This window comes from Flintibacter sp., from assembly GCF_046973065.1.
Window position 1 is genome coordinate 37,880 of sequence record NZ_JBKVXZ010000005.1, and the last position, 25,561, is coordinate 63,440.

Annotated in this window: 35 protein-coding genes; 28 read left to right on the plus strand and 7 right to left on the minus strand. The window is 60.7% G+C overall.

Annotated elements, in window-relative coordinates; genetic code table 11:
• Nucleotides 1–2: 2 nt before the first annotated feature.
• On the minus strand, nucleotides 3–746 hold the full coding sequence (locus ACLTXB_RS03420) for an ABC transporter ATP-binding protein (RefSeq protein WP_025544914.1): 744 nt from the start codon (nucleotides 744–746) through the stop codon (nucleotides 3–5).
• Nucleotides 747–765: 19 nt separating this feature from the next.
• On the minus strand, nucleotides 766–1,539 hold the full coding sequence (locus ACLTXB_RS03425; protein ID WP_025544916.1) for a TraX family protein: 774 nt from the start codon (nucleotides 1,537–1,539) through the stop codon (nucleotides 766–768).
• Nucleotides 1,540–1,786: 247 nt separating this feature from the next.
• Here ACLTXB_RS03425 and ACLTXB_RS03430 point away from each other — a divergent pair, with 247 nt between their 5' ends.
• Complete coding sequence (locus tag ACLTXB_RS03430; protein WP_036631374.1) at nucleotides 1,787–2,500, plus strand: LytR/AlgR family response regulator transcription factor; 714 nt, start codon at nucleotides 1,787–1,789, stop codon at nucleotides 2,498–2,500.
• A 2-nt stretch (nucleotides 2,501–2,502) separates the two neighbouring features.
• Nucleotides 2,503–3,777, plus strand: a complete 1,275-nt coding sequence (locus ACLTXB_RS03435) for a sensor histidine kinase (RefSeq protein ID WP_287553873.1) — start codon at nucleotides 2,503–2,505, stop codon at nucleotides 3,775–3,777.
• A gap of 144 nt (nucleotides 3,778–3,921) precedes the next feature.
• Here ACLTXB_RS03435 and ACLTXB_RS03440 read toward each other — a convergent pair whose 3' ends face one another.
• Nucleotides 3,922–4,314, minus strand: coding sequence for a VOC family protein (locus tag ACLTXB_RS03440; RefSeq protein ID WP_287553872.1), 393 nt, complete (start codon nucleotides 4,312–4,314; stop codon nucleotides 3,922–3,924).
• 40 nt (nucleotides 4,315–4,354) lie between these two features.
• Entirely contained in the window at nucleotides 4,355–5,635 is a 1,281-nt protein-coding gene (brnQ, locus tag ACLTXB_RS03445; RefSeq protein WP_021751446.1) for a branched-chain amino acid transport system II carrier protein, read from the minus strand.
• Nucleotides 5,636–5,912: 277 nt separating this feature from the next.
• Between brnQ and ACLTXB_RS03450 the strand changes: the two genes are divergently transcribed.
• Nucleotides 5,913–6,728 (plus strand): DUF4358 domain-containing protein, encoded by an 816-nt coding sequence (locus tag ACLTXB_RS03450; RefSeq protein ID WP_287553870.1) that lies wholly within the window; start codon nucleotides 5,913–5,915, stop codon nucleotides 6,726–6,728.
• A 63-nt stretch (nucleotides 6,729–6,791) separates the two neighbouring features.
• Here the strand turns inward: ACLTXB_RS03450 and ACLTXB_RS03455 are convergent, their stop codons facing one another.
• A complete protein-coding gene (locus ACLTXB_RS03455) occupies nucleotides 6,792–7,913 on the minus strand; it encodes a DUF362 domain-containing protein (RefSeq protein ID WP_021751449.1) in 1,122 nt (373 codons plus the stop codon).
• A gap of 87 nt (nucleotides 7,914–8,000) precedes the next feature.
• The gene (locus ACLTXB_RS03460; RefSeq protein WP_021751450.1) at nucleotides 8,001–8,411 is read right to left on the minus strand and encodes a hypothetical protein; all 411 of its coding nucleotides are present in this window, start codon (nucleotides 8,409–8,411) and stop codon (nucleotides 8,001–8,003) included.
• Between the two features lie 201 nt (nucleotides 8,412–8,612).
• Between ACLTXB_RS03460 and murI the strand changes: the two genes are divergently transcribed.
• The 11 genes from murI (at nucleotide 8,613) to ACLTXB_RS03515 (ending at nucleotide 17,782) form a co-directional block, all read left to right on the plus strand.
• Nucleotides 8,613–9,428, plus strand: coding sequence for a glutamate racemase (murI, locus tag ACLTXB_RS03465; RefSeq protein WP_021751452.1), 816 nt, complete (start codon nucleotides 8,613–8,615; stop codon nucleotides 9,426–9,428).
• On the plus strand, nucleotides 9,415–9,861 hold the full coding sequence (locus ACLTXB_RS03470; protein WP_273481798.1) for a DUF1934 domain-containing protein: 447 nt from the start codon (nucleotides 9,415–9,417) through the stop codon (nucleotides 9,859–9,861). Before murI ends, ACLTXB_RS03470 begins: the two co-directional genes overlap by 14 nt.
• 302 nt (nucleotides 9,862–10,163) lie before the next feature.
• Nucleotides 10,164–11,909 carry an arginine--tRNA ligase gene (gene argS / locus ACLTXB_RS03475; protein WP_287553869.1) on the plus strand — a complete coding sequence of 582 codons (1,746 nt, stop codon included), beginning with the start codon at nucleotides 10,164–10,166 and terminating at the stop codon, nucleotides 11,907–11,909.
• A 30-nt stretch (nucleotides 11,910–11,939) separates the two neighbouring features.
• Entirely contained in the window at nucleotides 11,940–12,221 is a 282-nt protein-coding gene (locus ACLTXB_RS03480; RefSeq protein WP_287553868.1) for a hypothetical protein, read from the plus strand.
• Nucleotides 12,222–12,247: 26 nt separating this feature from the next.
• Entirely contained in the window at nucleotides 12,248–12,973 is a 726-nt protein-coding gene (locus tag ACLTXB_RS03485; RefSeq protein WP_412260441.1) for an AzlC family ABC transporter permease, read from the plus strand.
• Between the two features lie 114 nt (nucleotides 12,974–13,087).
• Nucleotides 13,088–13,306 carry a branched-chain amino acid transporter permease gene (locus tag ACLTXB_RS03490; RefSeq protein ID WP_353734546.1) on the plus strand — a complete coding sequence of 73 codons (219 nt, stop codon included), beginning with the start codon at nucleotides 13,088–13,090 and terminating at the stop codon, nucleotides 13,304–13,306.
• Between the two features lie 209 nt (nucleotides 13,307–13,515).
• Nucleotides 13,516–14,052, plus strand: coding sequence for a DUF6512 family protein (locus ACLTXB_RS03495; RefSeq protein ID WP_119310606.1), 537 nt, complete (start codon nucleotides 13,516–13,518; stop codon nucleotides 14,050–14,052).
• A gap of 125 nt (nucleotides 14,053–14,177) precedes the next feature.
• Nucleotides 14,178–14,900: a 5-bromo-4-chloroindolyl phosphate hydrolysis family protein gene (locus ACLTXB_RS03500; RefSeq protein ID WP_317334290.1), complete on the plus strand. Its 723-nt coding sequence runs from the start codon at nucleotides 14,178–14,180 to the stop codon at nucleotides 14,898–14,900.
• A 14-nt stretch (nucleotides 14,901–14,914) separates the two neighbouring features.
• Entirely contained in the window at nucleotides 14,915–15,292 is a 378-nt protein-coding gene (locus ACLTXB_RS03505; protein WP_119310608.1) for a hypothetical protein, read from the plus strand.
• Nucleotides 15,293–15,318: 26 nt separating this feature from the next.
• Entirely contained in the window at nucleotides 15,319–16,491 is a 1,173-nt protein-coding gene (locus ACLTXB_RS03510; RefSeq protein WP_051320049.1) for a toxic anion resistance protein, read from the plus strand.
• 217 nt (nucleotides 16,492–16,708) lie between these two features.
• Complete coding sequence (locus tag ACLTXB_RS03515) at nucleotides 16,709–17,782, plus strand: TPM domain-containing protein (RefSeq protein WP_412260446.1); 1,074 nt, start codon at nucleotides 16,709–16,711, stop codon at nucleotides 17,780–17,782.
• 113 nt (nucleotides 17,783–17,895) lie between these two features.
• On the opposite strand, the gene ACLTXB_RS03520 is transcribed toward ACLTXB_RS03515, so the two are convergent.
• The gene (locus ACLTXB_RS03520; protein WP_412260449.1) at nucleotides 17,896–19,029 is read right to left on the minus strand and encodes a Gfo/Idh/MocA family protein; all 1,134 of its coding nucleotides are present in this window, start codon (nucleotides 19,027–19,029) and stop codon (nucleotides 17,896–17,898) included.
• Here ACLTXB_RS03520 and ACLTXB_RS03525 point away from each other — a divergent pair.
• The 14 genes from ACLTXB_RS03525 (at nucleotide 18,980) to ACLTXB_RS03590 (ending at nucleotide 25,556) form a co-directional block, all read left to right on the plus strand.
• A complete protein-coding gene (locus ACLTXB_RS03525) occupies nucleotides 18,980–19,789 on the plus strand; it encodes a hypothetical protein (RefSeq protein ID WP_412260452.1) in 810 nt (269 codons plus the stop codon). The two genes, ACLTXB_RS03520 and ACLTXB_RS03525, sit on opposite strands and share 50 nt — an antisense overlap.
• Nucleotides 19,790–19,854: 65 nt before the next feature.
• Nucleotides 19,855–20,133, plus strand: a complete 279-nt coding sequence (locus ACLTXB_RS03530) for a helix-turn-helix domain-containing protein (protein WP_428226106.1) — start codon at nucleotides 19,855–19,857, stop codon at nucleotides 20,131–20,133.
• Entirely contained in the window at nucleotides 20,123–20,680 is a 558-nt protein-coding gene (locus ACLTXB_RS03535; RefSeq protein WP_412260458.1) for a hypothetical protein, read from the plus strand. The genes ACLTXB_RS03530 and ACLTXB_RS03535 overlap by 11 nt, the downstream gene beginning before the upstream one ends.
• A 48-nt stretch (nucleotides 20,681–20,728) precedes the next feature.
• Complete coding sequence (locus tag ACLTXB_RS03540) at nucleotides 20,729–20,902, plus strand: hypothetical protein (protein ID WP_412260461.1); 174 nt, start codon at nucleotides 20,729–20,731, stop codon at nucleotides 20,900–20,902.
• Nucleotides 20,899–21,285 (plus strand): hypothetical protein, encoded by a 387-nt coding sequence (locus tag ACLTXB_RS03545; protein WP_412260463.1) that lies wholly within the window; start codon nucleotides 20,899–20,901, stop codon nucleotides 21,283–21,285. Before ACLTXB_RS03540 ends, ACLTXB_RS03545 begins: the two co-directional genes overlap by 4 nt.
• A 4-nt stretch (nucleotides 21,286–21,289) precedes the next feature.
• Nucleotides 21,290–21,469, plus strand: a complete 180-nt coding sequence (locus ACLTXB_RS03550; protein WP_412260466.1) for a hypothetical protein — start codon at nucleotides 21,290–21,292, stop codon at nucleotides 21,467–21,469.
• On the plus strand, nucleotides 21,466–21,741 hold the full coding sequence (locus tag ACLTXB_RS03555; RefSeq protein ID WP_412260468.1) for a hypothetical protein: 276 nt from the start codon (nucleotides 21,466–21,468) through the stop codon (nucleotides 21,739–21,741). The genes ACLTXB_RS03550 and ACLTXB_RS03555 overlap by 4 nt, the downstream gene beginning before the upstream one ends.
• Entirely contained in the window at nucleotides 21,738–21,917 is a 180-nt protein-coding gene (locus tag ACLTXB_RS03560; RefSeq protein ID WP_412260471.1) for a hypothetical protein, read from the plus strand. The genes ACLTXB_RS03555 and ACLTXB_RS03560 overlap by 4 nt, the downstream gene beginning before the upstream one ends.
• Nucleotides 21,910–22,113: a hypothetical protein gene (locus ACLTXB_RS03565; RefSeq protein WP_428226107.1), complete on the plus strand. Its 204-nt coding sequence runs from the start codon at nucleotides 21,910–21,912 to the stop codon at nucleotides 22,111–22,113. The genes ACLTXB_RS03560 and ACLTXB_RS03565 overlap by 8 nt, the downstream gene beginning before the upstream one ends.
• The gene (locus ACLTXB_RS03570; protein WP_412260477.1) at nucleotides 22,110–22,433 is read left to right on the plus strand and encodes a hypothetical protein; all 324 of its coding nucleotides are present in this window, start codon (nucleotides 22,110–22,112) and stop codon (nucleotides 22,431–22,433) included. The genes ACLTXB_RS03565 and ACLTXB_RS03570 overlap by 4 nt, the downstream gene beginning before the upstream one ends.
• On the plus strand, nucleotides 22,417–23,148 hold the full coding sequence (locus ACLTXB_RS03575) for a mucin-5AC (protein ID WP_412260479.1): 732 nt from the start codon (nucleotides 22,417–22,419) through the stop codon (nucleotides 23,146–23,148). The genes ACLTXB_RS03570 and ACLTXB_RS03575 overlap by 17 nt, the downstream gene beginning before the upstream one ends.
• 430 nt (nucleotides 23,149–23,578) lie before the next feature.
• Nucleotides 23,579–24,397, plus strand: a complete 819-nt coding sequence (locus ACLTXB_RS03580; protein ID WP_412260482.1) for a hypothetical protein — start codon at nucleotides 23,579–23,581, stop codon at nucleotides 24,395–24,397.
• Between the two features lie 10 nt (nucleotides 24,398–24,407).
• Complete coding sequence (locus ACLTXB_RS03585) at nucleotides 24,408–25,166, plus strand: phosphoadenosine phosphosulfate reductase (RefSeq protein ID WP_412260484.1); 759 nt, start codon at nucleotides 24,408–24,410, stop codon at nucleotides 25,164–25,166.
• Between the two features lie 144 nt (nucleotides 25,167–25,310).
• On the plus strand, nucleotides 25,311–25,556 hold the full coding sequence (locus tag ACLTXB_RS03590; protein ID WP_428226108.1) for a hypothetical protein: 246 nt from the start codon (nucleotides 25,311–25,313) through the stop codon (nucleotides 25,554–25,556).
• The last annotated feature ends 5 nt before the right edge of the window (nucleotides 25,557–25,561 follow it).

Below are 25,561 nucleotides of genomic sequence, written 5' to 3' on the forward strand. Positions count from 1 at the left end.
TCTCACTCCTTCCCCATGTCCCGGATGGCGTCCAACAGCTGGTCCTGAAAGGCGGTGCGGTCCGTGGCGCCCTTTTCCAGGGTCCGCCACACCACTCCGTCCCGGAGGATGACCACCCGGTCGCAGAAGGAGGCGGCAAAGGAGTCGTGGGTCACCATGAAGATGGTGGCCTCCAGGGATTCCTTGGCCTGTTCAAAGGAGCGAATCACCGCCCGGCTGGACTTGCTGTCCAGGTTGCCGGTGGGTTCGTCCGCCAGGATCAGCAGGGGATGGTTGATGAGCGCCCGGGCCACGGCGGTACGCTGCTTCTCACCGCCGGAGATCTCCGCCGGGTATTTGTCCCGGATGGCGGAGATACCGAATACATCGCACAGCTGGTCCGCCCGGGCCTCCGTCTGGCCGGTGACGGCGCCGCCGATGATGGCGGGCAGGAGAATGTTCTCCCGGACCGTCAGACCGTCCAGCAGCAGGAAGTCCTGGAACACAAAGCCCAGCTGCCGGTTGCGGACCTTGGCCAAAGCGTCCTCGCTGAGATTTGCCAGCTGCCGATCCCCCAGCATGATCTCCCCACTGTCGATGGGGATGTAGCAGGAGATGCAGTTTAAGAGCGTGGTCTTGCCGGAGCCGGAGGGGCCCATGACAGCCACGAACTCCCCCTTCTCCACCGTGAGGGACACGCCCTTGAGGACTTCATAGGTGGTCTTGCCCACTTGGTAGGATTTGTGCAGATCTTTGACTGTTAACATAAAACTCTTCCTTTCTGTCTCACAGGATATTCCCCGCCAGGGCGATGGCCGCCAGATGGGCGGGATAGAAGGCGTAGAAGAACCAGCGGTTGATCTTGATGCGGGAGTGCGTGGCGCAGAAGATCAGGGGCGCGGCGAACACGGCGAAAATGGACCAGTCGATGCAGAGGCCGCCCACCGTCAGGCACAGGGGATCCTCCGGCCAGCCGTTCATCAGGGCCGGAAGATAGCTGAGGAGGTAGAGGGCCGCGCCCAGGCGGGGCCGGTTCCGGCAGAGGTAGAAGATCAGCATCAGCTGGATGCCGGTGCCGGAGTAATCGAAGTTCCACCAGCTGACGGTGAAGAGCGCCAGGGCGAACAGCCACCATTTCCGTTCCTTCAGGCCGTACATGCCCAGCAAGCTCAGGAACAGGGTGAAGAAGATGTTCCAGTTGGTGAGGTTGGCCCAGAATTCGCCGACCGGGTGGAAGGCCAGGATGTAAAAGGGCTGGCTGACGAGGGCGAAGATGCCCAGCCGGGTCAGGTACTTCCGCACGTCGTGGGTGTACAGCAGGCCCACCGTCAGGCAGTAGCAGAAGATAGGGAAGGCCAGTCGGCCGATCCAGCGGAACACGCCCACCTCCGGGAAAAAGGCGCCGCCGATGTGGTCGATCAGCATGGCGGCGATGGCGATGAGCTTCAGCAGATCCGTGTCCAGATTGGTTTTCAGCCGTGGCCCCGTCTGGGGGATGGCGGCGGGAGTGGTGAGCACGCTCCACACACGGGAGCGGGAGATGGCAGTGGCGTTTGTCATGGTGTTTCCCTCCTTGTTGACACCAGCGTACCGCGAAAAAAGAGCCGCCGCAAACGGGGGTGTCATCTGCGGCGGCCTGGATGTCAAGTTTTGCGTTGGGAGGGGAGGGGATGTCAAGTTTGGCGGATTTGCCGTCAAGTTTGGTTTGGCAGACGGCGGTTCCTGTGGTAGAATGGGCAGGTAGTTTAGGGCGAAAAGCGCCCCCTGCCGGACCCCGGCGGGCAGTTTTCGGTTTGAGGTGATGGGGATGCTGCGGATCGGCATCTGTGACGATATCTACGACGCCAGGCTGGTGCTTCGGGCCGCTCTGGAGCGGGTCCTGGAAAAGCGGCGCGTTCAAGGGCAGTTCCGGGAGTTCTCCTCTGGCGAGGGACTGCTCCGCTGGCTGGAGAGCCACGCCGGGGAGCTGGACCTGGTGTTTCTGGACATGGAGATGGGGGAGCTGGACGGCATGGAGACCGCCCGGCGGCTCCGGGCGGCGGACGCCGGACTGCAGCTGGTGTTCGTCACCGGGTATGCAGAGCACGTCTTTGACGGGTACTCCGTGGGGGCCCTGGGGTATCTCTTAAAGCCCCCGAAGGCGGAACAGCTGGAGGAGGTGCTGGACCGGGCACAGGCGGCGCTGGTCCGGGATTTGGACCGGGCCTACATCTGCCGCAGCGGGGACACCCACTACCGGATCCCCATTGCCAACATTCTGTATTTCGTCTCGGACCGGCGGCAGGTGGCCTGTGTCACCGCCGGACGGGAGTACACGTTTTACGGCAAGCTGGACACGGTGGCGGCGGAGGTGGGGGCGGACTTTGTCCGCATCCACCAGCGGTATCTGGTTCGGACAGGAGCTGTGGACCGGATGGAGGGCGGCGAGGTGGTGCTGCGGGACGGCCGGCGGCTGCCGGTCAGCCGGTCCTGCCAGCCCTCGGCCCTGCTGGCCTTTACCCGGGCGGAGCTGGAGGGATGAGGATGCGGGATGTTCTCTGGCAGATCTGGCTCAACTGCGGCTATTTTCTGACCGTGGCGGCCAGCGGCTTTTTCCTCTACAAGCTCTGTGCCCCCTTTGTCCGCCCCCGGAATGGGCGCTTCTGGAGGGTGCTGCTCTTTCTGACCCTGGCGGGGTCCACCGGCATGGTGATTTGGATCGGCGACCCCAACCTGCTCTATACGCTGCCGGCGTTTTTCGCCTTGTTCCTCCTCTCTACCCGGGGTGACCGGATAGGGCGGCTGGCGGTGTGCATCATCCTCTTCTGCCTGGAGATGTCCGTGTGTGCCCTGCTGGACACCTATGTGGAGCGGATCAACAGGAATGCGCTCTATGACGTGCTGGTGCGCCTGGCCCGCCCGCTGGTGTTCGGCCCGCTGTGGCTGCTGCTGCGCCGCCGCCTGCCCCGGGAGCCGGTGGTGCTCTCCCGGCGGCTGTGGAAGCTGGTGCTGGGTCTAGCGGCCATGCCCCTGTGCGCCCTGATCGCCGTGGTGCTGCTGACCTTCCGGCGGTATGACTCTATCGAGGTCAATACCGTGGCGATGTACCAGGGCATGGTGGTGCTGCCCTTTGTATTTCTGACCTCTCTGGTCCTGTTGTTCGCCATTTTGATTCTGGCGGATCACGAGCGGCTGGAGCAGGCAAATCGCCTGGCAGGTCTGCGGGAGGTCTACTATCAGGGCCTCCGGCAGCAGGAGACCCAGGTGCGCCGTCTCCGCCACGATCTGCGGAATCACCTGACGGCGGTCCGGGGTTTTCTGGAGCAGGGAGATGAACAGGGGGCCATCGGCTATCTGGACCAGATAGCCGGTTCCCCGGCCCTGCGGGGAACCAGACGACTCTGTGAAAACGAGGCGGCCAATGCCGTCCTCACCGCCAAGGCGGAGGCCATGGAGCGGGAGGGAGTCGCCGCAGACTTCGCCGTCTCCCTGCCCCGGGACCTGCCTGTGGCGGATATGGATCTGTGCGCCCTGCTGGGCAACGCTCTGGACAACGCCATCGAGGGCAGCCGGGGCGCCGGGGAACGGCGAATCACCATCCGCTGCAAGGCGGACAAGGGACTCTTCATGCTGCGGGTGGAGAACACCCTGGGCGGCGCGGTGCAGCCGGATCTTGCAACTACCAAGACGGACAAGTCCGCCCACGGCTTCGGCATCCCCGGGATGCGGGAAATCGCGGAGCGCTATGGCGGCACCCTGGACGCTGGGGTCCGGGACAACGGGTTCGAGCTGGTGGTGTGCCTGCCCCTGGCAGGGTAGGCCGAAACACTGTAAATCCCCATGCGCTGACGGCCGCCGCAGACACAGGAGAGAGCTCGATTTTCCATATCTGCGGTGTATTTGCACAGAAAAACAGGGAGACCGTCCAATAGACGGTCTCCCTGTTCCGCAGCCAAAGCGGACTCAAATCATCTTCAAAAGTTCGATCTGTTCCCCGGAGGGGCCAGTGAAGAACCAGTTCTCCAACCCGCCGAAGGTGTTGGGCATCACGCACTTCTCTGCGGTCTGGAAGGTGTCCACGCCGGCGGCGCGGAGATCCGCGGCGGCTTGGTCCACATCGTCCACATAGACGGCGAAATGAGGGATGCAGCCCGCACCCTCCGGCACAGGGGCGGCAATCAACTCCACCAGGAAACCGCCGAACTCCACAAGGGCCAGCTCCCGCTGCTGTTCCGGCGGGCAGGCGGGGGCCCGGAGATGCAGGCTGCCGCCGATCTTCCTGTAAAAGGCGATGCTGGCGTCCATATCCGCCGTATACACGGCAATGTGGCCGAGACCTTGATAGTGCTGTTTCATACAATCAGTCCTCCAGTATGTGAAAAATGAAAATATGGCATCAGGAGGCGGCAGTCCGGCCGCCGGGGATCAGGGCGCCCACTGCGCCGCAGACAGCGGCGGGCAACACCCAGCCGAAATCCAGAGACGCCAGGGGCAGCAGGTCCAGAAAGGCCAGCTCCACACCGGTGTAGGTGCGGACTACCTCCAGCAGGCTCACTGCCAGGGCGCCCAGGGCCGCCAGGCGGAACACCCAGTCCCGGCGGATGCGGCTGCCGAACAGGGCCAGCACGATCAGCACCAGCGTGGGGGGATAGACCACGCTGAGGATGGGGGAGGCGATGGCGATGATCTCATTGAGACCAAAGTTGGATACCACGGCACTGAACACGCAGATGACGCACACCAGCGTGCGGTAGGAAACGCGGCCCCCCGAGAGGCCGGAGAAGTAATCGGCGCATGCGCTGACCAGCCCCACAGCGGTGGTGACGCAGGCCAGAGCCACCACCACGGCAAAGAGGATGATGCCCGCCTGCCCCAACAGGTTCCGGACAATGGACACCACCAGGAACGTGCGGTCCACGGTGATGTCGAAGAAGCGGGCGGTGGTGGCGCCCAGATAAGTCAGCCCCAGATAAACCGCCAGCAGGCCGATGCCTGCCACCAGACTGGCGCCGGACACCACCCGGAGCTGGGCGCCGGGAGTCGTGTGTCCCTTCTCCCGGGCGCTCTTCAGAATGATATAGCCGAACACGATGGCCGCCAGCACGTCCATGGTCTGATAGCCGGCTTCCACGCCGGTGGCGGCCACATTCTCCACCAGCGGCTGCTCACCCACCGGCCCGATGGGATTCACCACACCCACCACGATCAGGATCAACAGGCCAATCAGCAGAGCGGGGGTCAGGATCTTTCCCACGATGTCCACCACCGCTGTTTCCCGCACGCACAGCAGCAGGATCAGCAGAAAGAAGAGGATGGAGAAGAGCGCCGGACTGAAGCCGGACACCAGCGGGGCCAGAGAAGTTTCGTAGGTGGTGGCGGCAGTCCGGGGAATGGCCAGCATGGGACCGATGCACAGCACAATGGCGCACATGAGCGCTGTGGAGGGAATCCTGCCGATGCGGGCGGTGATCCCGTCGGGACTTCCCTGCCGGAGAATGGCAAACATAGCCAGCAGGGCCAGTCCGATGTCGGCCATAAAGTAACTGAAAAAGCCGGCCAGCCACTCCGGACCCGATTCCAGTCCCAGATAAGGGGGGAAGATGACATTACCTGCGCCGAAAAACATGGAGAACAGGGCGAAACCGATGACCAAGCTGTCCTGAAGGTGTTTCTTCATAGGAGACCTCCTCTTGCCTTGCAGGTGGACGGATGTCCGCTGAATAAGGGCAAAGCGGCCGCGCGGACGACGCGCGGCCTGTGTATTTATTTGATGTTTGGATAAAACAATTATATTTGAATTTCCGAAAAAAGTCAATGTTATACACACCGGGGCGGTCATGGGCGGAGCAGCGGAGAAAAATCGCCGGAGCGGGAACTTTTTTCCGTAGAGCCCGTCTAACCTCTCAGACCGCGGCGGAGCGCCGTGAAATCCCGTGAGAGGTTAGGAGAAAAACATGAAAAAGAGAGGACTTGCAGGATTGCTGGCTCTGGCGCTGATACTGGCGCTGGCTGCCTGTGGAGGAACGGAGGCGCAGGAGGACGCCGCCCAGGACCAGAGGATGGAGGAAGCTGCGCCGCCCCAGGAGGAAGAGACTTCGGAAACCGATGGGGAGGACGGCGTCCCTGTGACCATAGAGGGCCCTGAGACGGCGGATGATTCCCAGCAGCTCCAGGAGGACGAGCCGGATCTGGGCTCCCGCCCCGCGGACCCGGCGAAGGAGCCGGAGACGGGGAGCCGTCCGGCAGACCCGGCGGAGAAGCCGGTATACCAGCCGGTGGAGGACACAAAGCCCCAGCAGCCGGACAAGGAGCCGGAGACGCCGGCCCAGCCCGCCCCTGCCCCTCCAGTGGAGTCTGCTTCCGGCGTGGATCTGGCGGATTTCTGCGCTTCCGTGACCGGGGACCAGGAGACGTGGCCCGCCCTGATGGCCGTGGAGGGTGAGACGCTGGATACGTTCTATGCGGGACTCTCCGCCATCGCCACCCAGCAGTGTCTGGTGCAGATGGCCATGATCTCCGCCTCCGGTGACGAGATTGCCCTGGTAGAGGTGGAGAACAGCGGCGATGTCCAGGCGGTGAAGGACATCTTCCAGGCCCGAATCGACTATCAGGTGGGGGACGGCACAAGCCCCGGCGGTGCCTGGTACCCCGCGCCCACGGAGATGTGGCGGAACGAGTCCCGGATTGTCTCCAATGGCAACTTTGTGATGCTGGTGGCGCACACCGGCGCGGACGCGGTGGTGGAGCAGTTCAACGCCCTGTTCGCCTGAGTGGGGTCCCGCAATGCGGAAAACGAAGCAGGACTTTTTAAGTCCTGCTTCGTTTCGTTCCGATCAGATTTTGATGAGCTCGTATGCCCGGGTGCCGATGCCGATCTTCTCCGCGTGCTCCAGGCAGACGGCCCAGTCCGTGTCCGGATGGGCGGCGTGGAAGTAGTCACCGGAGGAGCAGTCGCAGCCCTCGTCAAACAGGGCGGAGTTGGGCGCGGGAGTCTGGGCCAGCACGGCGTCGGCACAGGCTTGGTCCAGAGCCACCGGGTCGAAGGAGGCAAACATGCCCACGTCCGGGACGATGGGGACATCGTTCTCCGCGTGGCAGTCGCAGTTGGGGGAGACATCCACTACCAGGGACACGTGGAAGCAGGGGCGGCCGTCTACCACGGCCTTGGTGTACTCGGCGATCTTCTTATTCAGAATAGCGGGCGCCTCGTCATACAGGCACTGGATGGCATCCTTGGGGCACACCGCCAGGCACCGGGCGCAGCCCACGCACTTGTCCGTGTCGATGGTGGCTTTGCCGTCGGCACCGAACTGGGGCGCGCCGTGGGCGCAGATCCTGGCGCAGGCCCGGCAGCCGATGCACTTCTTCTGCTTGACGAAGGGCTTGCCGGAGTTGTGCTGCTCCATCTTGCCGGCCCGGGAGCCGCAGCCCATGCCGATGTTTTTCAGAGCGCCGCCCATGCCGGCCTGCTCGTGGCCCTTGAAGTGGGTCAGGGAGATGAACACGTCCGCGTCCATCACCGCACGGCCGATCTTGGCGGACTTCACATACTCCCCGCCCTCCACGGGAACCTCTACCTCGTCGTTGCCCTTCAGGCCGTCGGCGATCAGGATGTGGCAGCCGGTGGAGTAGGGGGTGAAGCCGTTGATATAAGCCGATTCGATGTGGTCCAGGGCGTTTTTCCGGCCGCCGACATACAGGGTATTGCAGTCCGTCAAGAAGGGCTTGCCGCCGTGGGACTTCACCAGGTCCACCACGGCCCGGGCCCAGTTGGGGCGGAGGTAGGCCAGGTTGCCCGGCTCGCCGAAGTGCATCTTGATGGCCACGTACTTGCCGTCCATATCGATATCGCCGAAGCCGGCGGTCATCATCAGCCGGGCCAGCTTCTGGGGCAGGTTCTCCCGCCAGCTGGGGGCGCGGAAGTCCGCAAAGTAGACTTTGGATTTTTCAGCCATGATCTCGTTGCTCCTTTTTCTCTTTCTGTTCTTTGAAACAAGCCTGGAGAGAAACCTCTCCGGTGCCGGGGCGGCGTGCCTTCCGCCTTACGGCAGGTCCACAGAGATGTTGTCGGTGCCGTGCTCGTCAAACTCGGAGAGATAAGCGTCGATCCGCTCCATCAGCTCCCCATAGTTTTCACGGGTCAGGGGTTCCCCATCCATGTCCCGCAGGGCCAGCTCCTCCGCCAGGATCTCATAGAACACCACGTCCTCATACTGCTCGATGGCCTCGTGGATGCCGCCGTCCGCAAAGGCCCGGGAGGGGATCAGCTCCCCCCGGTACAGCTCCACCAGCTTGCTCATCTTGTGGTGCAGGCAGTGGGAGAAAATCAGGCTCTCCACCTGGTCATATTCCTGGATGCGGTCGTTCTCCCGGGTGGAATTGATGACCCAGTTTCCTATGTACACCAGATCCAGCAGATACCGGAACTGCTGTTCCGTCAGTTCGATCTTCATGGGGCAGACACCTCCCAAATAGATGATACTGTCACGATTATAGCAGAGACATACGCAGAATTCCACATAAAAAACAGGGCAAAAAGACTAAAATCTGTCTTGCGGCAGAAGGCGCCGCATAGTATAATATGTAATCCAGATGCAAAATGAGCATGAGGCGGCCGCCGGTCCGGCGGCGGGAGAAGAAGGAGGCGGAGCGGGATGGACCAGCGTCCTATCGGGGTATTCGATTCAGGCCTGGGGGGTCTGACGGCGGTGCACTCCCTCTGGCGCATCCTGCCGGAGGAGGACCTGATCTACTTCGGTGACACCGCCCGGGTGCCCTATGGCAGCCGTTCCCGGGAGGCCATTTTGAAATACGCCCGCCAGGATGTGCGTTTCCTGCGCTCCTTCGATCTGAAGGCCATCCTCATCGCCTGCGGGACGGTGACCACCACCTCGCTGGCGGCGCTGCAGGCGGAAAACGACCTGCCCATGGTAGGCGTGGTAGAGCCCACTTGCCGCCGGGCGGTGCTGATGACCCAAAACAAGCGGGTAGGGCTCATCGCCACGGCGGCCTCCGTCCGCTCCGGTGCCTACGAGGCGGCTCTCCGGCGGCTGGACCCGGAGGTGACCGTGTTCAGCCGGGCCTGCCCCCTGTTCGTGCCCCTGGCGGAGGCCGGGCGCATCCGGCGGGGAGACGTGGTGATCGAGACCGTGGCCCGGGAGTATCTGACGCCCCTGAAGAATGCGGGGGTGGACACCCTGATTCTGGGCTGTACCCATTACCCGCTGCTGACGGATGTGATCGGGGACGTGATGGGGCCGGGCGTGGAGCTGGTGTCCGCCGGGGAGGAGTCCGCCTTTGAGCTGAAACGGATGCTGAAGGCCCGGGAGCTGCGGGCGGACGAGCGCCGCCGCGGCGAGACGGAGTTCTACGTCAGTGACCGGGTGGAGGATTTTGAGCGGACGGCCTCGCTGTTTCTGCAGGAGGACCTGCGCCATACAGCACGGAGGATTGACATTGAGCGATATTGAGACGCGGCAGAAGAAGCTGCCGGTGCTGCTCTTCATCCGGGGAGAGCAGTATTTTGACGATGTGGACCCGGATGCCACGGAGCTGACGACGGAGGGGACCCTGGAGCTGACGGAGAAGGGCCTGCTGCTGACCTATCAGGAGACAGCCCTCACTGGCATGGAGGGGACGACCACCACCTTTGAGGTCAGCGGGCCCCAGGTGATCCTGCGCCGGGTGGGCAGTGTGAACTCCCAGATGGTGTTTGAGGAGGGGCGGCAGCACACGTCCCTGTATGAGACCCCCTACGGGGAGCTGTCGGTGGATATCCAGACCAGCGCCCTGCGGCACAACCTCAGCGAGCGGGGCGGCCTGCTGGAGATCAAGTACTCCATCGCGGTCGAGCATACGGTGACAGGAAGAAACAGCTTCAAGATCCGGGTAAAGCGAAAGTAAGAGAGCATTCCGGCAAATCGTGCGGCAGCGCGTCCAAGTATTTTGGAGGAGCCAAAATCTTTGGCGGAGGGCGAATTCATTTCGCCCGGGGATTCCGAGAAAAGGGGTCCCCCGGGATCTGTCCCGTGGGAAGCGCACGGTGACAGGGAGAAACAGCTTTAAGACCCGGGTAAAACGGGAAAAACAGGAGTTGGGAATTAGGAATTGCGGTGCCGCCGCAGGTGGCAATTGGAATCTGTCCGGCTTTGCCGGACACCAAAATTCCTCATTCTGAATTCCTCATTCACGAAAGAGGGAACGATATGATCAACATGGTACAAAACGCGAAGGACCAGGCGGCGGCGCTGGCCATGGCCGCCTATCAGGCTGCAGTGGCGGACGGGACGCTGCCCCAGGCGGAGGTGAAGACCGCCCCGGTGGAGATCCCCAAGGACACCGCCAACGGCGATTTCACCACCACGTTTGCCCTGGCGGCCTCCAAGGCGCTGCGGCAGCCGCCCCGTAATATCGCCCAGGCACTGCTGGACCACATGGACCTGGCGGGGAGCTACTTTGCCTCCGCGGAGATTGCGGGACCGGGCTTTCTGAACTTCCGTCTCAACGACAGCTGGTACGCTGCCGTCTGCGAGGCGGTGGAGAGCGAGGGTGCCGGCTACGGCACCGCCGACCACCTGAAGGGGCAGAAGATCATGGTGGAATTCGTCTCCGCCAACCCCACCGGCCCCATGCACATGGGCAATGCCCGGGGCGGCGTGCTGGGAGACACCCTGGCCAGCGTGCTGGCGGCGTGCGGCGCCGACGTGACGAGGGAGTTTTACGTGAACGACGCGGGCCACCAGATCGATAAGTTCGCCCACTCCATTGAAGCCCGGTATCTCCAGATCATCCGGGGGGAGGACGCGGTGCCCTTCCCGGAGGACGGATACCAGGGTGAGGACATCAAGGACCTGGCCCGGGCCTATTATGAGAAAAACGGAGACAAGCTGTTGGATGTGCCGGAGGCGGAGCGCCAGGAGGCGCTGGCCCAGTTCGGGTTGTCCATCAACCTGCCTAAGATGAAGACCGATCTGGAGCGGTACAAGATCCACTATGACAACTGGTTCTACGAGTCCTCTCTCCATGAGAGCGGCTATGTGAAGGAGACAGTGGATCTGCTGGCGGAGCGGGGCTGGACCTATGAGAAGGACGGCGCCCTATGGCTCCGCACGGCCGACATCCTACGGGACCACTACCGCAGGCAGGGGAAGAAAGAGGCGGACATCGAGAAGTTGGACCTGAAGGATGACGTACTGCGCCGGGCCAACGGGTTTTACACCTACTTCGCCGCGGACATCGCCTATCACCGGAACAAGTTCGCTGTCCGGGGCTTCGACAAGGTCATCAACATCTGGGGTGCGGACCACCACGGCCACGTGGCCCGGCTGAAAGGCGCCCTGGACGCGCTCGGCCTCAACGGCAGCGAGCGGCTGGACATCGTGCTGATGCAGCTGGTGAAGCTGCTGCGGGACGGTGAGGTGGTACGGATGAGCAAGCGTACCGGCAAGGCCATCTCCCTGTCCGACCTGCTGGACGAGGTCAGCGTGGACGCCGCCCGGTGGTACTTCAATGCCAAGCCGGATACCCAGATGGAGTTCGATCTGGGTCTGGCGGTCCGGGAGGACAGCGAAAACCCCATCTACTACGTGGAATACGCCCACGCCCGGATCTGCTCACTGCTGCGGGCTCTGGCGGAGGATGGCACCTCCGTGCCCAGACAGGCGGACGTGGACATGTCCCTGCTCTCCGGCGAGGCGGAACGGGCCCTGCTGAAGCAGATCGCCCAGTTCTGCGAGGAGATCAAGCTGGCGGCCCGGGATTACGACCCCAGCCACATCAACCGTTATCTCCAGGAGTTGGCGGCCTGCTTCCACCGGTTCTACACCGCCTGCCGCATCAAGGGCGAGGAGCCGGCGGTCCGGGACGCCCGGCTGAAGCTGGCGGATGACACCCGGATCGTCCTGCGGAACGGACTGAAGCTCATCGGCGTGGACGCACCGGAGAAGATGTAAGCGACGCATTCCAGACCTGGGGGTGAGGGAATGAAGCGATGGGGCCTGCGGCTGGTGCGGATCATCCTGGTGGCGCTGGCCGCGCTCCTGCTGGCGGCCGGGCTGGCCGGCGTGTTTTCGGGCTGGAAGATCGCCTTCCTGGGGGTACTGTGTGCGGCGGCATGGATCGATTGGGCCCAGGACCCAAAGGGAAAGCAGACAGAGGTAGGGCGGATGGGCTTTGTCAGCTCCACGCCCAATTTACTGATGGCGGTTTTGCTGACACTGGCGTTCCTGGTGGTGTTGTGTGGCAGCCTGCCCGCAGAGCAGTAGCAGCCACCAATGCAGAAGGAGAGCCTATGGAGAGAATTCGCCGTACAAGCTGTCACAATGGAGCCCTGCGGGCGGCGTTTCCCGCCACCATTCCGGTGATGACGGGCTTTCTTTGCCTGGGGACTGCCTATGGCCTTTTGATGCAGTCCAAGGGGTATGGGCCGGGATGGTCCGTCCTCATGAGCGCCATCGCTTTCGGCGGCAGCATGCAGTTTGTGGCTGTCACGCTGCTGACCACGGCCTTTGACCCCGTGCAGGCGTTTCTGCTGTCCGTCATGGTCAATGCCCGGCACATGTTCTACGGGCTGAGCCTGCTGGACAAATACAAGGGCCTGGGAAAGGTTCGGGCGTTTCTGATCTACGTGCTGTGCGACGAGACGTTTTCCCTGGTGTCCACTCTGGAGCCGCCGGAAGGCGTGGCCCGGAAGGACTTCTACTTCTGGATCTCCCTGCTGGACTACCTCTACTGGATTACGGGCACAGCATTGGGCGGCCTGCTGGGGAGTTTCCTCACCTTTGACACTACGGGCCTGGACTTTGCTCTGACGGCGCTGTTCGTGGTACTGTTCCTGGAGCAGTGGAAGAAGCCGGAGAACCGGCCCGCCGGGGTGATGGGGATCCTCTGCGCCGCTGCCAGCCTGGCGGTGTTCGGAGCGGACAACATGGTGATCCCCGCCATGGTGCTGGTGCTGGCAGTGCTGCTGGGTGCACGGCGCCGCCTGGACCGCAGCGGAGAGGAGGGGGACCTGTGACACTGACGCCTTTACAGACGCTGGGTATTATCCTGGCGGTGGCCGCTGGGACCCAGCTGACCCGATGGCTGCCCTTTTGGCTGTTTCCAGAGAAGAAACAGCCCCCCCGCTGTAGTGGCATACCTGGGGAAAGTCCTTCCGCCCGCCATGATGGGCCTGCTGGTGGTGTACTGCCTGCGGAGCATCTCCTGGCTGTCGGCGCCCCACGGAGCGCCGGAGCTGATCGCCATTGCTGCGGTGGCGGGGCTCCATCTCTGGAAGCGGAATGTGCTGCTGTCCATCGCTGGGGGTACTGTGCTGTACATGGTGCTGGTACAGGCGGTGTTTGTGTGAAAAAAGAGAAGAGATGCCGGCCGGCGGAAGTCCGACCGGCATTTTTCAGCGCCGGGAGAGGCTTCCTTCTACTGGGACTGGACACCGGAGACGCTGGCGGCGGCCTTGGGAAGCTATGGGGCGTATCTGGATGCATAAATCTGCCAACGCCGGTATAAACTGGGACTGCGGCCTGGCCGCAGTCCTTTTGTTTTGTCGTGGAGGTGGATATGGGGAAGCGGTTGTTTTACTGGGAGCTGGCGGGTGCGCTGTTCACGGCGGCGATGGGGACGCTGCTGCACTTTGTTTACGACTGGAGCGGCGGATGGGGCGCGGCGGCTGCCTTCTCTGCGGTGAATGAGTCCACCTGGGAACATATGAAGCTGCTGTTTTTCCCCATGTTTCTCTTTTCCGTGGTGCAGGTGTGCTGCCTGGGACGGAACTATCCGAACTTTCTGGCAGCCCGGGGCGTCAGCACAGTGACAGGGGTCGCGCTGATTCCGGTGCTGTTCTATACGTACACCGGCGTGCTGGGGCGGCATCTGCTCTGGGCGGACATCGCCGTGTTCTACCTCTCCGTGCTGGGGGCATTCGCCTTGGATTTCCGGCTTCTGCGGCGGGGGCGCTTCACCTCTCTCTGGCAGCAGATCCTGGGCCTGCTGGCGCTGTGGGGGCTGGCGTTCCTCTTCGTCTACTGCACGTTCCATCCGCCGGAGCTGGGGCTATGGCAGGACCCGGTGACGCTGGGCTATGGGCTCCCCAAATGAAAGCAGGCGCCCCTCTTTCGAGAGGGGCGCCGCTTTGCTTCGGGGGATTTTCTGTCCCTGCCGTTGACCGGCTCTCTCCGGCGGGGTATAATACCGTTAAAAGCGACCTGGGGAGGCTGAAGCGGATGGAGACCACAAGACAGAAGCGTGCGGCGCCTTTTTACGCCGCTGCGGCGGTATGGCTGGCCTACGCGCTGGTGCTGCCGCTGTATGAGCCGCTGCACTATGCCCTGGCGGCGGGGGCCTCCCTTCTGGCGTTCGCGGCGGCGGCCGCCCTGTGCCGGGGCGGCCCCGTGGGAGAGGAGGCTGGCAAGGCGCCGCCGGAAAAGGCCGAGGAGCCCGTTGAAAAGAAACCGGCCTCTACAGGAAATCCTGAGCTGGACAAGATGGCCCGCGACGGGGAGATGGCCATCCGGGAGATGAAACGGCTGGATGAGGATATCGCGGACCCCGGCATCTCCGCCGACATCGTGCGGCTGGAGCAGGTGAGCGCCCGAATCTTCGACGAGGTGCGCACGCACCCGGAGAAGCTGCCCCAGATCAGGCGCTTTCTGGACTACTACCTGCCCACCACCCTGAAGTTGCTGAATGCCTATGACCGCATGAGCGGTACCGGGGTCTCCGGAGAGAACATCGACACCACCCTGGCCAAGGTGGAGGGGATGATGCGGACCATCGTGGCGGCCTTTGAAAAGCAGCTGGACAGCCTGTACGGCGCCGAGGCCCTGGACATCTCCACGGATATCACGGTGCTGGAGAACATGATGGCCCGGGAGGGACTGGTGGACAGCCCGCTGAAGGCGGAGCCGGACGAGAAGAAAGAGACCGATATCCGGCTGGAGCTGTGATCGGAGGAAACGCCATGAGAAAGATCGCCATCAGAATGGCGGGCCTGGTTTTCTATATGGCCGCAGGATTTGTCCTTCTGTTCTGGAAACTGGAGCGTGGCGGGTTGCATAACGCGGAGCTCCTGCTGCCGCTGGCATGGCTGGCGGGGGCGGTGGCTTTGGGCCTTCGGCTGGACAAGGCCTGTAAACAGGCGGGAAGGTGGGGAGAGGCTGCCCATCACTTTTTCTCTTCTGTGATATGGCTGCTGCTAGGTATCGGTTTTATGAAGCAGGCCCCGGGCATCTGCACCCTCTGCGGTGTGCTGGGGGTGGTGTACGCAGTGGTTTATGCTGTCTGCGGTGTGCGGGCGGCGGGAGAAGCCCGCCGGAATGAAGAAAATGGCAGAGAGTGAATGATACTATGATGGAGGATGACACAATGGCAGACGAGAAGAGCATGATGCCTGAACTGACCCTGGATCCCAGCCGGACGGATGCGGTGCCCCAGTTGACTCTGGACCCGGCAGCGCCCGCCGCCCCCGCACCGGAGGCCGCCAAGCCGGAGGCGACGCCGGTGCGGCTGGACGAGAACCTGCTGAACGACGCGGAGAAACAGGCGGTGGAGGCGTTTTCCAAGAAGATCGACCTGACGGACTCCAACCTGATCCTGCAGTACGGCGCGGCGGCCCAGAAGAACGTGGCCAGCTTTTCTGAGAATGCCCTGAACTCTGTGCGCACCAAGGACCTGGGAGAGGTGGGCAAGTCCCTCAGCGAGCTGGTGGTGGAGTTGAAGGGCTTCGGCGAGGAAGAGGAGAAGAAGGGGCTCTTCGGCCTCTTCAAAAAGACAGGCAGCAAGCTGGAGGCCATGAAGGCCCAGTACGCCAAGGTGGAGTCCAACGTGGACAAGATCGCCCGGGAGCTGGAGCAGCATCAGGTCACGCTTTTAAAGGATGTGGCCATGTTCGACCAGATGTATGAGCTGAACCTGAAATACTACAAGGAGCTCACCATGTACATTCTGGCGGGCAAGAAGAAGCTGGAGGACATGCGGGCGGGCGAACTGCCTGCTCTGAAGGCCAAGGCAGAACAGTCCGGCGCTCAGGAGGACGCCCAGGCATACAACGACATGGTCCAGATGTGTGAGCGGTTTGAGAAAAAGCTCCACGACCTGGAGCTGACCCGGATGATCTCTGTGCAGATGGGCCCCCAGACTCGGCTGCTGCAGAACAACGATACCTTGATGGTGGAAAAGATCCAGTCCTCCCTGGTGAACACCATCCCCCTGTGGAAGAGTCAGATGGTGCTGGCCCTGGGGCTGGAGCACGGCCGCCAGGCCACGGCGGCCCAGAGCGCCGTGACGGAGATGACCAATGAGCTGCTGAAAAAGAACGCGGATCTGTTGAAGATGGGCACCATTGAGACCGCCAAGGAGGCAGAGCGGAGCGTGGTGGACATTGAGACGCTGCAGCACACCAACCAACAGCTGATCTCCACGCTGGACGAGGTGCTGAACATCCAGCGGGAGGGCGCCCAGAAGCGCAGGGCCGCCGAGGCGGAGCTGGGCCGCATCGAGGGCGAGCTGAAGCAAAAGCTGTTGGAGCTGAGAAATTAAAGGGAGAGCAGGATCCCCCTTTGGAATCCCCACCAGTCTGCGGACTGGTGAACGCGCCCGGGGCGCTTGGATCAAGGTAGTTTCGCCACGTACACGCTGCGGTGAAAATGATTCAAATTTCTTCTTTCGCCAATGGCGGAAGAACTGGGGAAAACCGGAGGCTTTCCCTTAGCCCCCTTTCCCGCTTGCGGGGAAGGGACGGAGAGGACATACGCTTATGAAGTTTTTTCAGAAACGGGCCGTGGCGGCGGTGGTGCTGATTTTAGCCATCGTGGCCGGGGTGGTGATTGGGCAGGCCAAGAAGCCGGACACCGGAGGCCAGGCGTCCACCGCCATTGTGGGGTCCTATACGTATGTATATGACTACGCCGGGGTGCTGACGGATGAGACCATGGAGCATATCGACGCCATGAACGCCTCCTTGTTTGCCCAGACCGGGGCCCAGATCCTGGTAAGTGTGGTGAACTCCACTGGCGGCGCGGACATCATGGACTATGCCTCGGATCTGGGGAACAGCTATGGCGTAGGCTCCGCAGAGCGGAACAACGGCGTGGTGATGCTGCTGGCGCTGGACAACATCTCCCAAAGCGGCCTGATGGGCGACTACTGCGTGGTGGTGGGGACCGGGCTGGAGAGCCACGCGGACGATTTCATGAGTCTGCAGTCCTATTACCTGGAGAATGATTTCGCTGCCGGGGAGTACGACGCCGGTGTGAAGGCGACTTTTGATGCCTTCATCGCCTGGTTTGCCGACTTCTACGGCGTCACGATCCGGGAGGGGTATATCCCTGCCGTCCGGGAGACCTATTCCAGCGGCAGCGGGTACTACTATACGGAGACCCACGGCTATGTGGCGCCGGCCTTTGGGTCCTTGGTGAGCGGCGTTGTGGTGCTGCTAGTGGTGCTGCTGGTGCTGTGGGTGATCCTGGACGGAATGCGGTACTCCCGCTACCGCCGGCGGTATCTGCGGCCCGGTATGGGACGGCCCACGGTGCTGTACTACCCCATCTTCTGGGGACGGCCCCAGCGGCCCAGGCCACCCCGTCCTCCAAGACCGCCAAAGCCACCGCGCCGGCCGCCCTCCGGCGGAACATTCGGCGGGGTCGGCTTCGGCGGCAGCCGGGGAGGCATGTTCGGCGGAGGCTCCTTCGGGAGTGCCAGAGGGTCCCGGGGCAGCCTCGGCGGAGGGACCTTCCGGGGAAGCGGCGGCCGTCGCGGCGGCTTTGGCGGAGGCTCCTTCCGCAGCGGCGGGGGGAGACGCGGAGGCTCTTTCCGCGGCGGGCGCCGGTAAGAGACAGATATAACGGGGCCTGTATGCCATTTGAAAAGCAGGAGGATCCCCCGGAGTTCCGGGAAGATCCTCCTGCTTTTGCGTTGGAAGAAGTATTACTTTTGCAGTGCGGCTCAGCGGATGGGGAGCATTTTGCCGGTCTCAAAGGATTCCTTGCAGCGATAGGCCGCCTCGGATACGGCGGTGCCGTCGTAGACCGTCAGGTCCGCAGGGTGTGTGCCGGTACGGATGTGGTCCGTAAACGCCTGCATCTCAGCCAGAAAAGCGGTGTGCCAGCGGGACATGAAGTCCGGATAGTACTCCTGCCGCGCACCATGCTCATCCACGACCTGCAGCAGGTTCCGGGCGCCCACGGGGGCGATGCGCAGCGTGCCGTGGGTTCCGACGATTTCCGTCTCTACATTGCAGCCTGCTGCATGGGTGCGGTTGGCAAAGAGAAAGCCCATGGCGCCGTTTTCGCACTGGACCATGGCGGCGGCATTGTCTGTGTCATGCAGTTCCCGACAGAGGTCGAACTCAAAGACACCACCGATGGCCCAGACGTTACGGATGTTAGAGCCGGTGAACCAGCGGATCAGATCCAGATCGTGGACGCACATGTCCAGGAACTGGCCGCCAGAGTGGGGGAGGAATTTCAGTGTGGATTCAATGGTGCTGCGGGGATCCTGGGTGCAGGAGCGGACCAGCACCACCTTGCCGATTTCACCGGCGTCCACACGGCGCTTGGCCTCAGCATAGGAGGGGTCAAACCGGCGCATGAAGCCCAGTTGGAACACCAGTTCCGGATGGGCCTCAACAACCTTTTCAGCTTCCTTGCACTGAGCCACATTGGTGCCCAGAGGCTTTTCACAGAAAACGTGCTTGCCGTGCTCCATGGCAATTTTGATCTGCTCCACATGAAGAAAAGAGGGGGAGACGATGACGATGCCGTCCAACTCCGGATCGGCGCACATGGCGGCAAAATCGGTGTAAGTATGAGAAACGCCCAATTCCTCTGCCACCGCCCGGAGACGGGAGGTATCCACGTTACAGATGGCGTGGAGGACGCAGCCGGGAATGGATGCGGCTAAGTTTTTTGCATCGCGCCTTGTAATATTAAATGCGAAAGAACAAACACCACGTCGAATGACGGGTGCAAGTTCTATCGCATTTATTTTTTTACCATAACAGAGCCGGAAATACAAGGGAGGAACCGACATGACGCACGTTTCTTTTGAAGAGTACGAGGCCGCGAAAGCGGAAATCATCGGTGGAGTTCATTACAAAGAAAAATCCACATTGGAGGGGAACGTAATCCGAAAGACCTACACGACGGAAGAGAACGGGACGTTCTACGAGGTGAACGACGGCGGGCGCATCGAGTTTTGGAGCGACAAGCACCCGGATAGCCGGATTTACGATGAAAGCGAGCGGGCGGACCTCCCGGAGAATGTGGGGGCAGTTCCAGGATATGGTGACTTGCTGGCCGAGAAAATCAGGGAAACGGCGGATTTCGCAAATCTGAAACCGTTTGAAAAATTCGTGCTGGATAACGGATATTTGTACGATTCGAGCGACGCGCTAAAAGATGGCTATGACCGGGCGTGGAAAGCACAACACGGAATCACCCTGACAGAAGAAGAGTTTGCGGCGGAGGTTATGAGCCGCGGGAAACTGGTTGACGCGTCGGGGCTTTACGAGACGGTCATGGAACACGTGAACGCGGGGCGGCTGACTGCGGGCGACGTTATGCAGTACGCGCATTACAGATGGTGCGTGAATAGACCGGAAGCGGTTATTGCGTATCAAGTGGGCCGCGAGAAATGGGAGGTCAATAACTGTTCCGAAGAGATCACCGAAGAGGCCGCGCGGATTGAAGTTTGCGAGGAATTCGGGTTCGAGGCAAGCAGGGTAAAAATCATCGGGACCCCGTACTATGACGCGACGGACTGGAACTTCATCCGCTTTAACTGTTCGGGGCGGGCGTGGCTGATGAAAAACGGCGAGATTTATCAAGTTTACGAATGAAAGGCCGTGGGCGCGGTGTACCACAACCGCGCCCACGGGAAGCAGAAACAGAACGGGGGTGAAATGTGGTGCGGCAGTACAGATACATAGACTTTCGGGACCGGGAGCAGATTGCCGTCCGATACCTGAACGGGGACCGCGTGGCCGACATTGCCGCAGGGCTTGGCGTGACAACGGCGACGGTCTACCGCGAGTTGAAGCGCGGAGAAACGGGAGGGCTTGACCGCAACCAGCGGAGGGAGTACAACCCCGTTCTTGCGCAACAGAGGGTTCAGGAGAATTTCAAGCGGCGCGGGAAGCCCGCCGCGGCGAACGCTAAAGGAGGCGTGCGAGTTGGCAACTAATTTTGAAGAGATCACCAAAAGCCCGGAAGTGCTGGGCGCGTTCCTTGCCTCTCTTCCGTACTTGGAGGGACCGTGGGACACAGAATTTCAACGTAATTTCTGCGCCGGGTGCGGACAAGTGACGTGCGACCCGATTTGCCGATACCAGCGGTTCAGGAATAACCCCAGTTGGTGGCTGACCCTTGAAGCGGAGCAATGCGAACAGGGGACGCACACGAGCGACAAAACCACGGAACAGACGGAACCGAACGTGATCGAAATTGACCCTGCGGAAGCCGAAAAGCTGATAACCACGGAGCAGGAAGCGGAAACAGAACGTTTGCGGCCCATGTTCCGCTATTTCATGGGGAAAGACCATGAAACGGGAGCAATTGAGATCGGGGCGATGGACGGCGGAAATGTAATCACATTTTCGGAGCCGGAGGAAGCGCGCTGGTTCATCAAACATCTATCGGAACTCATTCAGGACCCGACGATTCGCAGGCTGGAAATGCGTAGGACAAGCCGGGGGGTTGCGGTGGACCGGGAGACGACGGCCAACGGTTGACCTTTACCCCGCACAAATGAAGATTCGATTCGAGCGGGAGGCGCAATGATGAAATATTCCGTAATCGTCACGTGGTATAGCGGGGAAACCACGGGGGCCGTCATCAATGCAGATGGGCCGAAAGCCGCGTGGGAAAAGCTGTTCGGGTTGTTCGATTTCCGACATATCAGAGGCGCACAACTCGCGGAAATTCTGACCGTAGAAAGAGGGGCGGCAAAGTGAAGAAAAAAGACTACCCCGGCGGCGTGAAGCTGACGGCCACAAAAGCCCGCGCCGTGGCAATGCAGGAATTCGGGACCGCAAAGGGCCTTGAAAAAGAAGAAGTCGCAATGCCCGGCTACTTCAAAATGAGATTGGGAAGTCTGCTTGTCCGCATTCACCCGGACACCTACGACGGGACGGGGTGCATTGTGGTTTCTGCTGAACTGGCCTGCGCCACGGGAACGAGTGTGAAATACCTGAACCCCGAAACCCTGCAAGACGATTTCGACGCGCTGGAACGGCATTGCAAGCGCGCCCAGCGGGACGATCTGAAAGATTGGGTGCTAACCAACGGGGCGGACTACTGTTGCGAGGAAGTCAAGCGGATTTGGGAAAGAGGGTGACGGCGTGAAAATCCGAATCACCCGCGATACAAAAATTCCACTTGTTGAGAAAGGCCGGGTTTTCTACGTGCAAGGAGTATCGACGACCGGGGACGGCGAAACAGTCTATTTCATCCACCACGGCGGGAACTATTTGGGAATCCGCGCCGCGGATTGTGAAGTGATCGAGAGGGAACCGAAATGAAGAACGTAGAGCAAGAGGCCACAAACGGCGTGATCTACGGAGAATCCGGCGAGATCGTGAAGAACGGGTTGCGTGTTGTCTGCCCACATTGCGGAGAAATCGGACTTTTCCACGGCCACGGCGGAAGCGTGAATATCTGGACCGTGGGGGCAATCGAGCGGCGGGAATGTACGAAATGCCGTAAGCAGTTTCACACAATCAGTTTGACCGTTCCGGCGGATATGACCCCGGAGGAATTCTATTTGAAAATCAAAGAGGGGGTGAAGCTGTGAAGCGTCAGTTCTGCTTGCCCTGCTTCCTCGAACTGAAAAAGGCCGGGAAGCACGATATAAAGCGCGTGGGCGGCGGGGTCAATATGAAAATTACCTGCTGGCGGTGCAAACGCCGCCGCTACGGGGCGGAATACGAGATTTCCCGGAAAGGCGGTGCGCGCCGTGACAGTGAATGAATTGAAGCGGGCTTTTCTGGATGAACGCCCGGTTGCGTTCGGCGGTATCACCTATCAGAAAATAACGGCGGTGATTTACCGAAAGACCACGGACGGGAAAGGACTTCACGTGCAAGGCGAACTGCTGGACCGGAACGGGCGCGCCGTTGCAATCGCGGCGGCGGACCGAATCAATTTTGTGGAGGCGACACCATGACGCAGGAAATCAGAACAATCACCATTGGAGCGGGACAAGCCCACCCGCGGCGGCGGAGCCAGAAGCACACCCGGCGGCGCGTTCGGCTGAGCGGCTGGACCGTGGCGAAATATGCGGCCCTGACCGTGGCCGGGGTCCTGCTGTTTCGAGCGGGTGCGGCCTACGCCATGACAGAACGGGGATATAAGGCGATCGGCGGCGAGGTTTTCGCCCTCTTCCTCCCCGTGTTCTACTACACAATTTCCGAAACGGTGCGGGACTATATCAAGGAAATCAAATCTATTTTTCGGGAGGAAAAGGACCATGAAAAAACTTGCTGAACTGAAACCGGGCGATCGCTTTCTGTATGGCGGCATTGAGTGGGTCAAATTCGAGGACATCGGCGCGGGAACGCTTTGTCTGGCGGCGGAGCCTGTTTTTCACCGGGCGTTCGATGAAGAGAACTGCAACGACTGGCGAAAATCCTCTTTGCGCCGGGAACTGAACGGGGCGTTCCTTGACGCGCTGGTTGCGGAGGGTGCGGACCGAGCCGCGTTCCTCGATTGGGAAAGCGACTTGACCGCCGACGACGGAATGACCGATTACGGAACCGCCGTGGACAAGATCGCTTTGCGGTCCGACGTGCTTTGCCGCAAGTATCGGGAGATCACCCCGCCCGTGGACGAATGGTGCTGGAACCTGACCCCGTGGACGTGTGACCCTGAATATTCGTACGACGTCCGCGGCGTCTCTTCCTCCGGCGCGATGGACTGGAGCGACGCGTACGACGGCTACAGGGGCGTTCGCCCGCTTTGCTATCTGAAATCTGAAATTTCGGTATCTATCCCCGGAGAGAACGACGAAGCGGAGCAGGCCGCACGCCGCGAAGAAATGAAGCTGGAAGCCGTGGACGCGATCATGTCCGCGCTGAACGATTATCCGCCCTATTTGTGGGGCGACGCGCTGGGCGCGGCGGTTGCCGCCCTGTTCCGGTCAAAGCAGGACGCGGAAGAGATCGCGCAGGAAGAGGCAGACAAAAAGGCGGTGGAGGGTTGACCCCCTCCCCGCCGCCGCGAAAACCGAATAAAGAAAACCGCCCCGCGCTGTTCTGCAAAGCAACGCGAAGCGGATTCCGCCGATGAAAAATCATCTATCAACCTGTTAGAAGTATAGCAAAAAACGGCGGAAAAGTCAACAAACAACGCCGTTTTTATGCGGCGTAGCGGGCTTGTAATGGGTATTATCATTCCGACGAAGCCTTGTTACGCAGACAGGAAGAAAGCACGGGTTCAGCGGTCCCGCTCCACGTCCTCTTCCCTCTTCACTTTCTCTTTTTGCGCCGCCGAGGGTAAAGGGGGATTGCAAAGGGGGAAGAGGGAGGGGGCGCAGGATAGGAACCCTCTTCCCCCTTTGCGCCCTGACAGGGAGCAGACCGGAAAGACAGGACACGCCCGCTTCATCATCCACAGAAAGAGGGTGAAGCAAAGTGCGAACATTTATCAGAGAAAAGAAAATCTATTGCGGAAAGAGTTACCGGGAAGTTGACATATTCCAGTACACAGACGCACAGTACAGAGCCACAAGGCGGACCCGCTCGAAGAAAGTGCGAGAATCGGAGCCAAAGCAAAAGAACCTGAACGACATAAACGCCCGGCGGTATTTTATCCAGCTTGGAAACCTGAATTTCGGGGACGACCCGGACGCGCTTCATGTATCGGCTACATACAGCCCGAAATATCTTCCTGCCACGGTGGAGGACGCGGAGCGGGAGGCGACAAATTACCTCCGCCGGATTTCATACCGCAGGGAGAAAGAGGGATTGCCGCCGCTGAAATACCTGCTGATCACGTCATACACCACCAAACGAAACAGCGACACCCCCGTTCGCATTCATCACCATATCGTTATGAACGGCGGGTTAGACCGCGACACGGTGGAAGAGTTGTGGAGGAAGCGGAAGCGCAAGGGCCAGAAGAAAGGTGATCGAATCGGCTTTTGCAACGCTGACCGCCTGCAAGCCGATGAAAACGGCATAGCGGCCCTTTGTGTCTACCTTGTGAAGCAGAACGGCGGGAAGAAGCGGTGGACTTCCTCGCAGAACCTTGAACGCCCCACCAGTCGGACGAATGACGGGAAGTACAATCGGCGGCAGATCGAGAAGTGGGCGCGGGAGCGTCCGGGGCGGGAGTTTTGGGAAAAGAAATATCCCGGCTGGACCCTGACGGACGAAGATTACGGGATTGAGTACAAATACAACGACTTCACGGGTTGGTCAATATACCTGAAATTGAGGAAGAAAGAATAGGGGCAGGACGATGAAAAGCGAATATTTCGTGTCCTGTTCATTCGGGGCAGACAGCACGGCGACGGCGATTCTTGCAATCGAAAAGGGAGAACCGCTTTCGGCACTTGTTTATTGCGAAATCATGTTTGACAAAGGGAGATCGGCGGAAGTTCCAGAACATCGGGATTTCATATACAACACCGCAATTCCTTATTTTGAGCAACACGGAGTAAAAACAATCGTGTTGCGATCGGAAAAGACGGCGCGCGAGTGGATGGAATCGCGGGTAATAAAAGGGCCACGAACCGGGAAGAAACACGGTTTCCCGCTTTCGGGCCGTCAAGGTTGGTGCAGTATAAAGCGGGACTGTAAATTGCCGCCGCTGAACAAATTCCAGAAAGAACACCCCGGAGCCATTTACTACGAGGGAATTTGCGTTGACGAACAGAACAGAATCAAAGAAGAAAAATTGGCGCAAGGCCGCTATCTGCTTGTCAAATACGGTTATACGCAGGAAATGGCGCGGAACCTATGCAAAGAACGGGGTTTGCTGTCCCCGATCTACAAATTTACAAAGCGGGGGGGGTGCTTCTTTTGCCCGAATGCCAGCGACGGAGAGTTGCGGCACCTGCGAAAGCACCACCCGGAACTATGGGCCGAAATGATGAAGATTCAGATGGACCCGGAAACGGTGAGGCCGGGAAAATTTCGAGTTTTCGAGGGGTTGCAGGACATTGAAAGAAATTTCGAGTTAGAAGAAAATCAGATCAGCTTTTTTGATTTCACATAGAAAGGAGTGGTCAACATGGGAACGCCTTACCGGGAATGCCCGAATTGTGGGGCGCATTTGGACGCGGGCGAACTTTGCGATTGCAGACGGACCGAGCGGGAGCCGCGCCGCCCGGAGCAAGAGCCGCGGAAGCCTATGCGCCTTATGGCGATTTGCCGCGAAATTGACAAGGACACGGGAAGAATTGCCGTCTATCCCCTGAAAATGGAGATTGACGACCGGATTTTGGGAGCCTTGAAAGTTCGGGCAACGATGAACCCGGAATTGCGGTATTTCGTCCTTGTGTCGGCGCGCTGGGAAAAGTACGGGACCGTGATTGCGGGAATTCTGAAACGCCGGAGCGTCACGCGGGCAGACGCGGACAACATCGGCGGAATTGTGGAGTTGTGAACGGA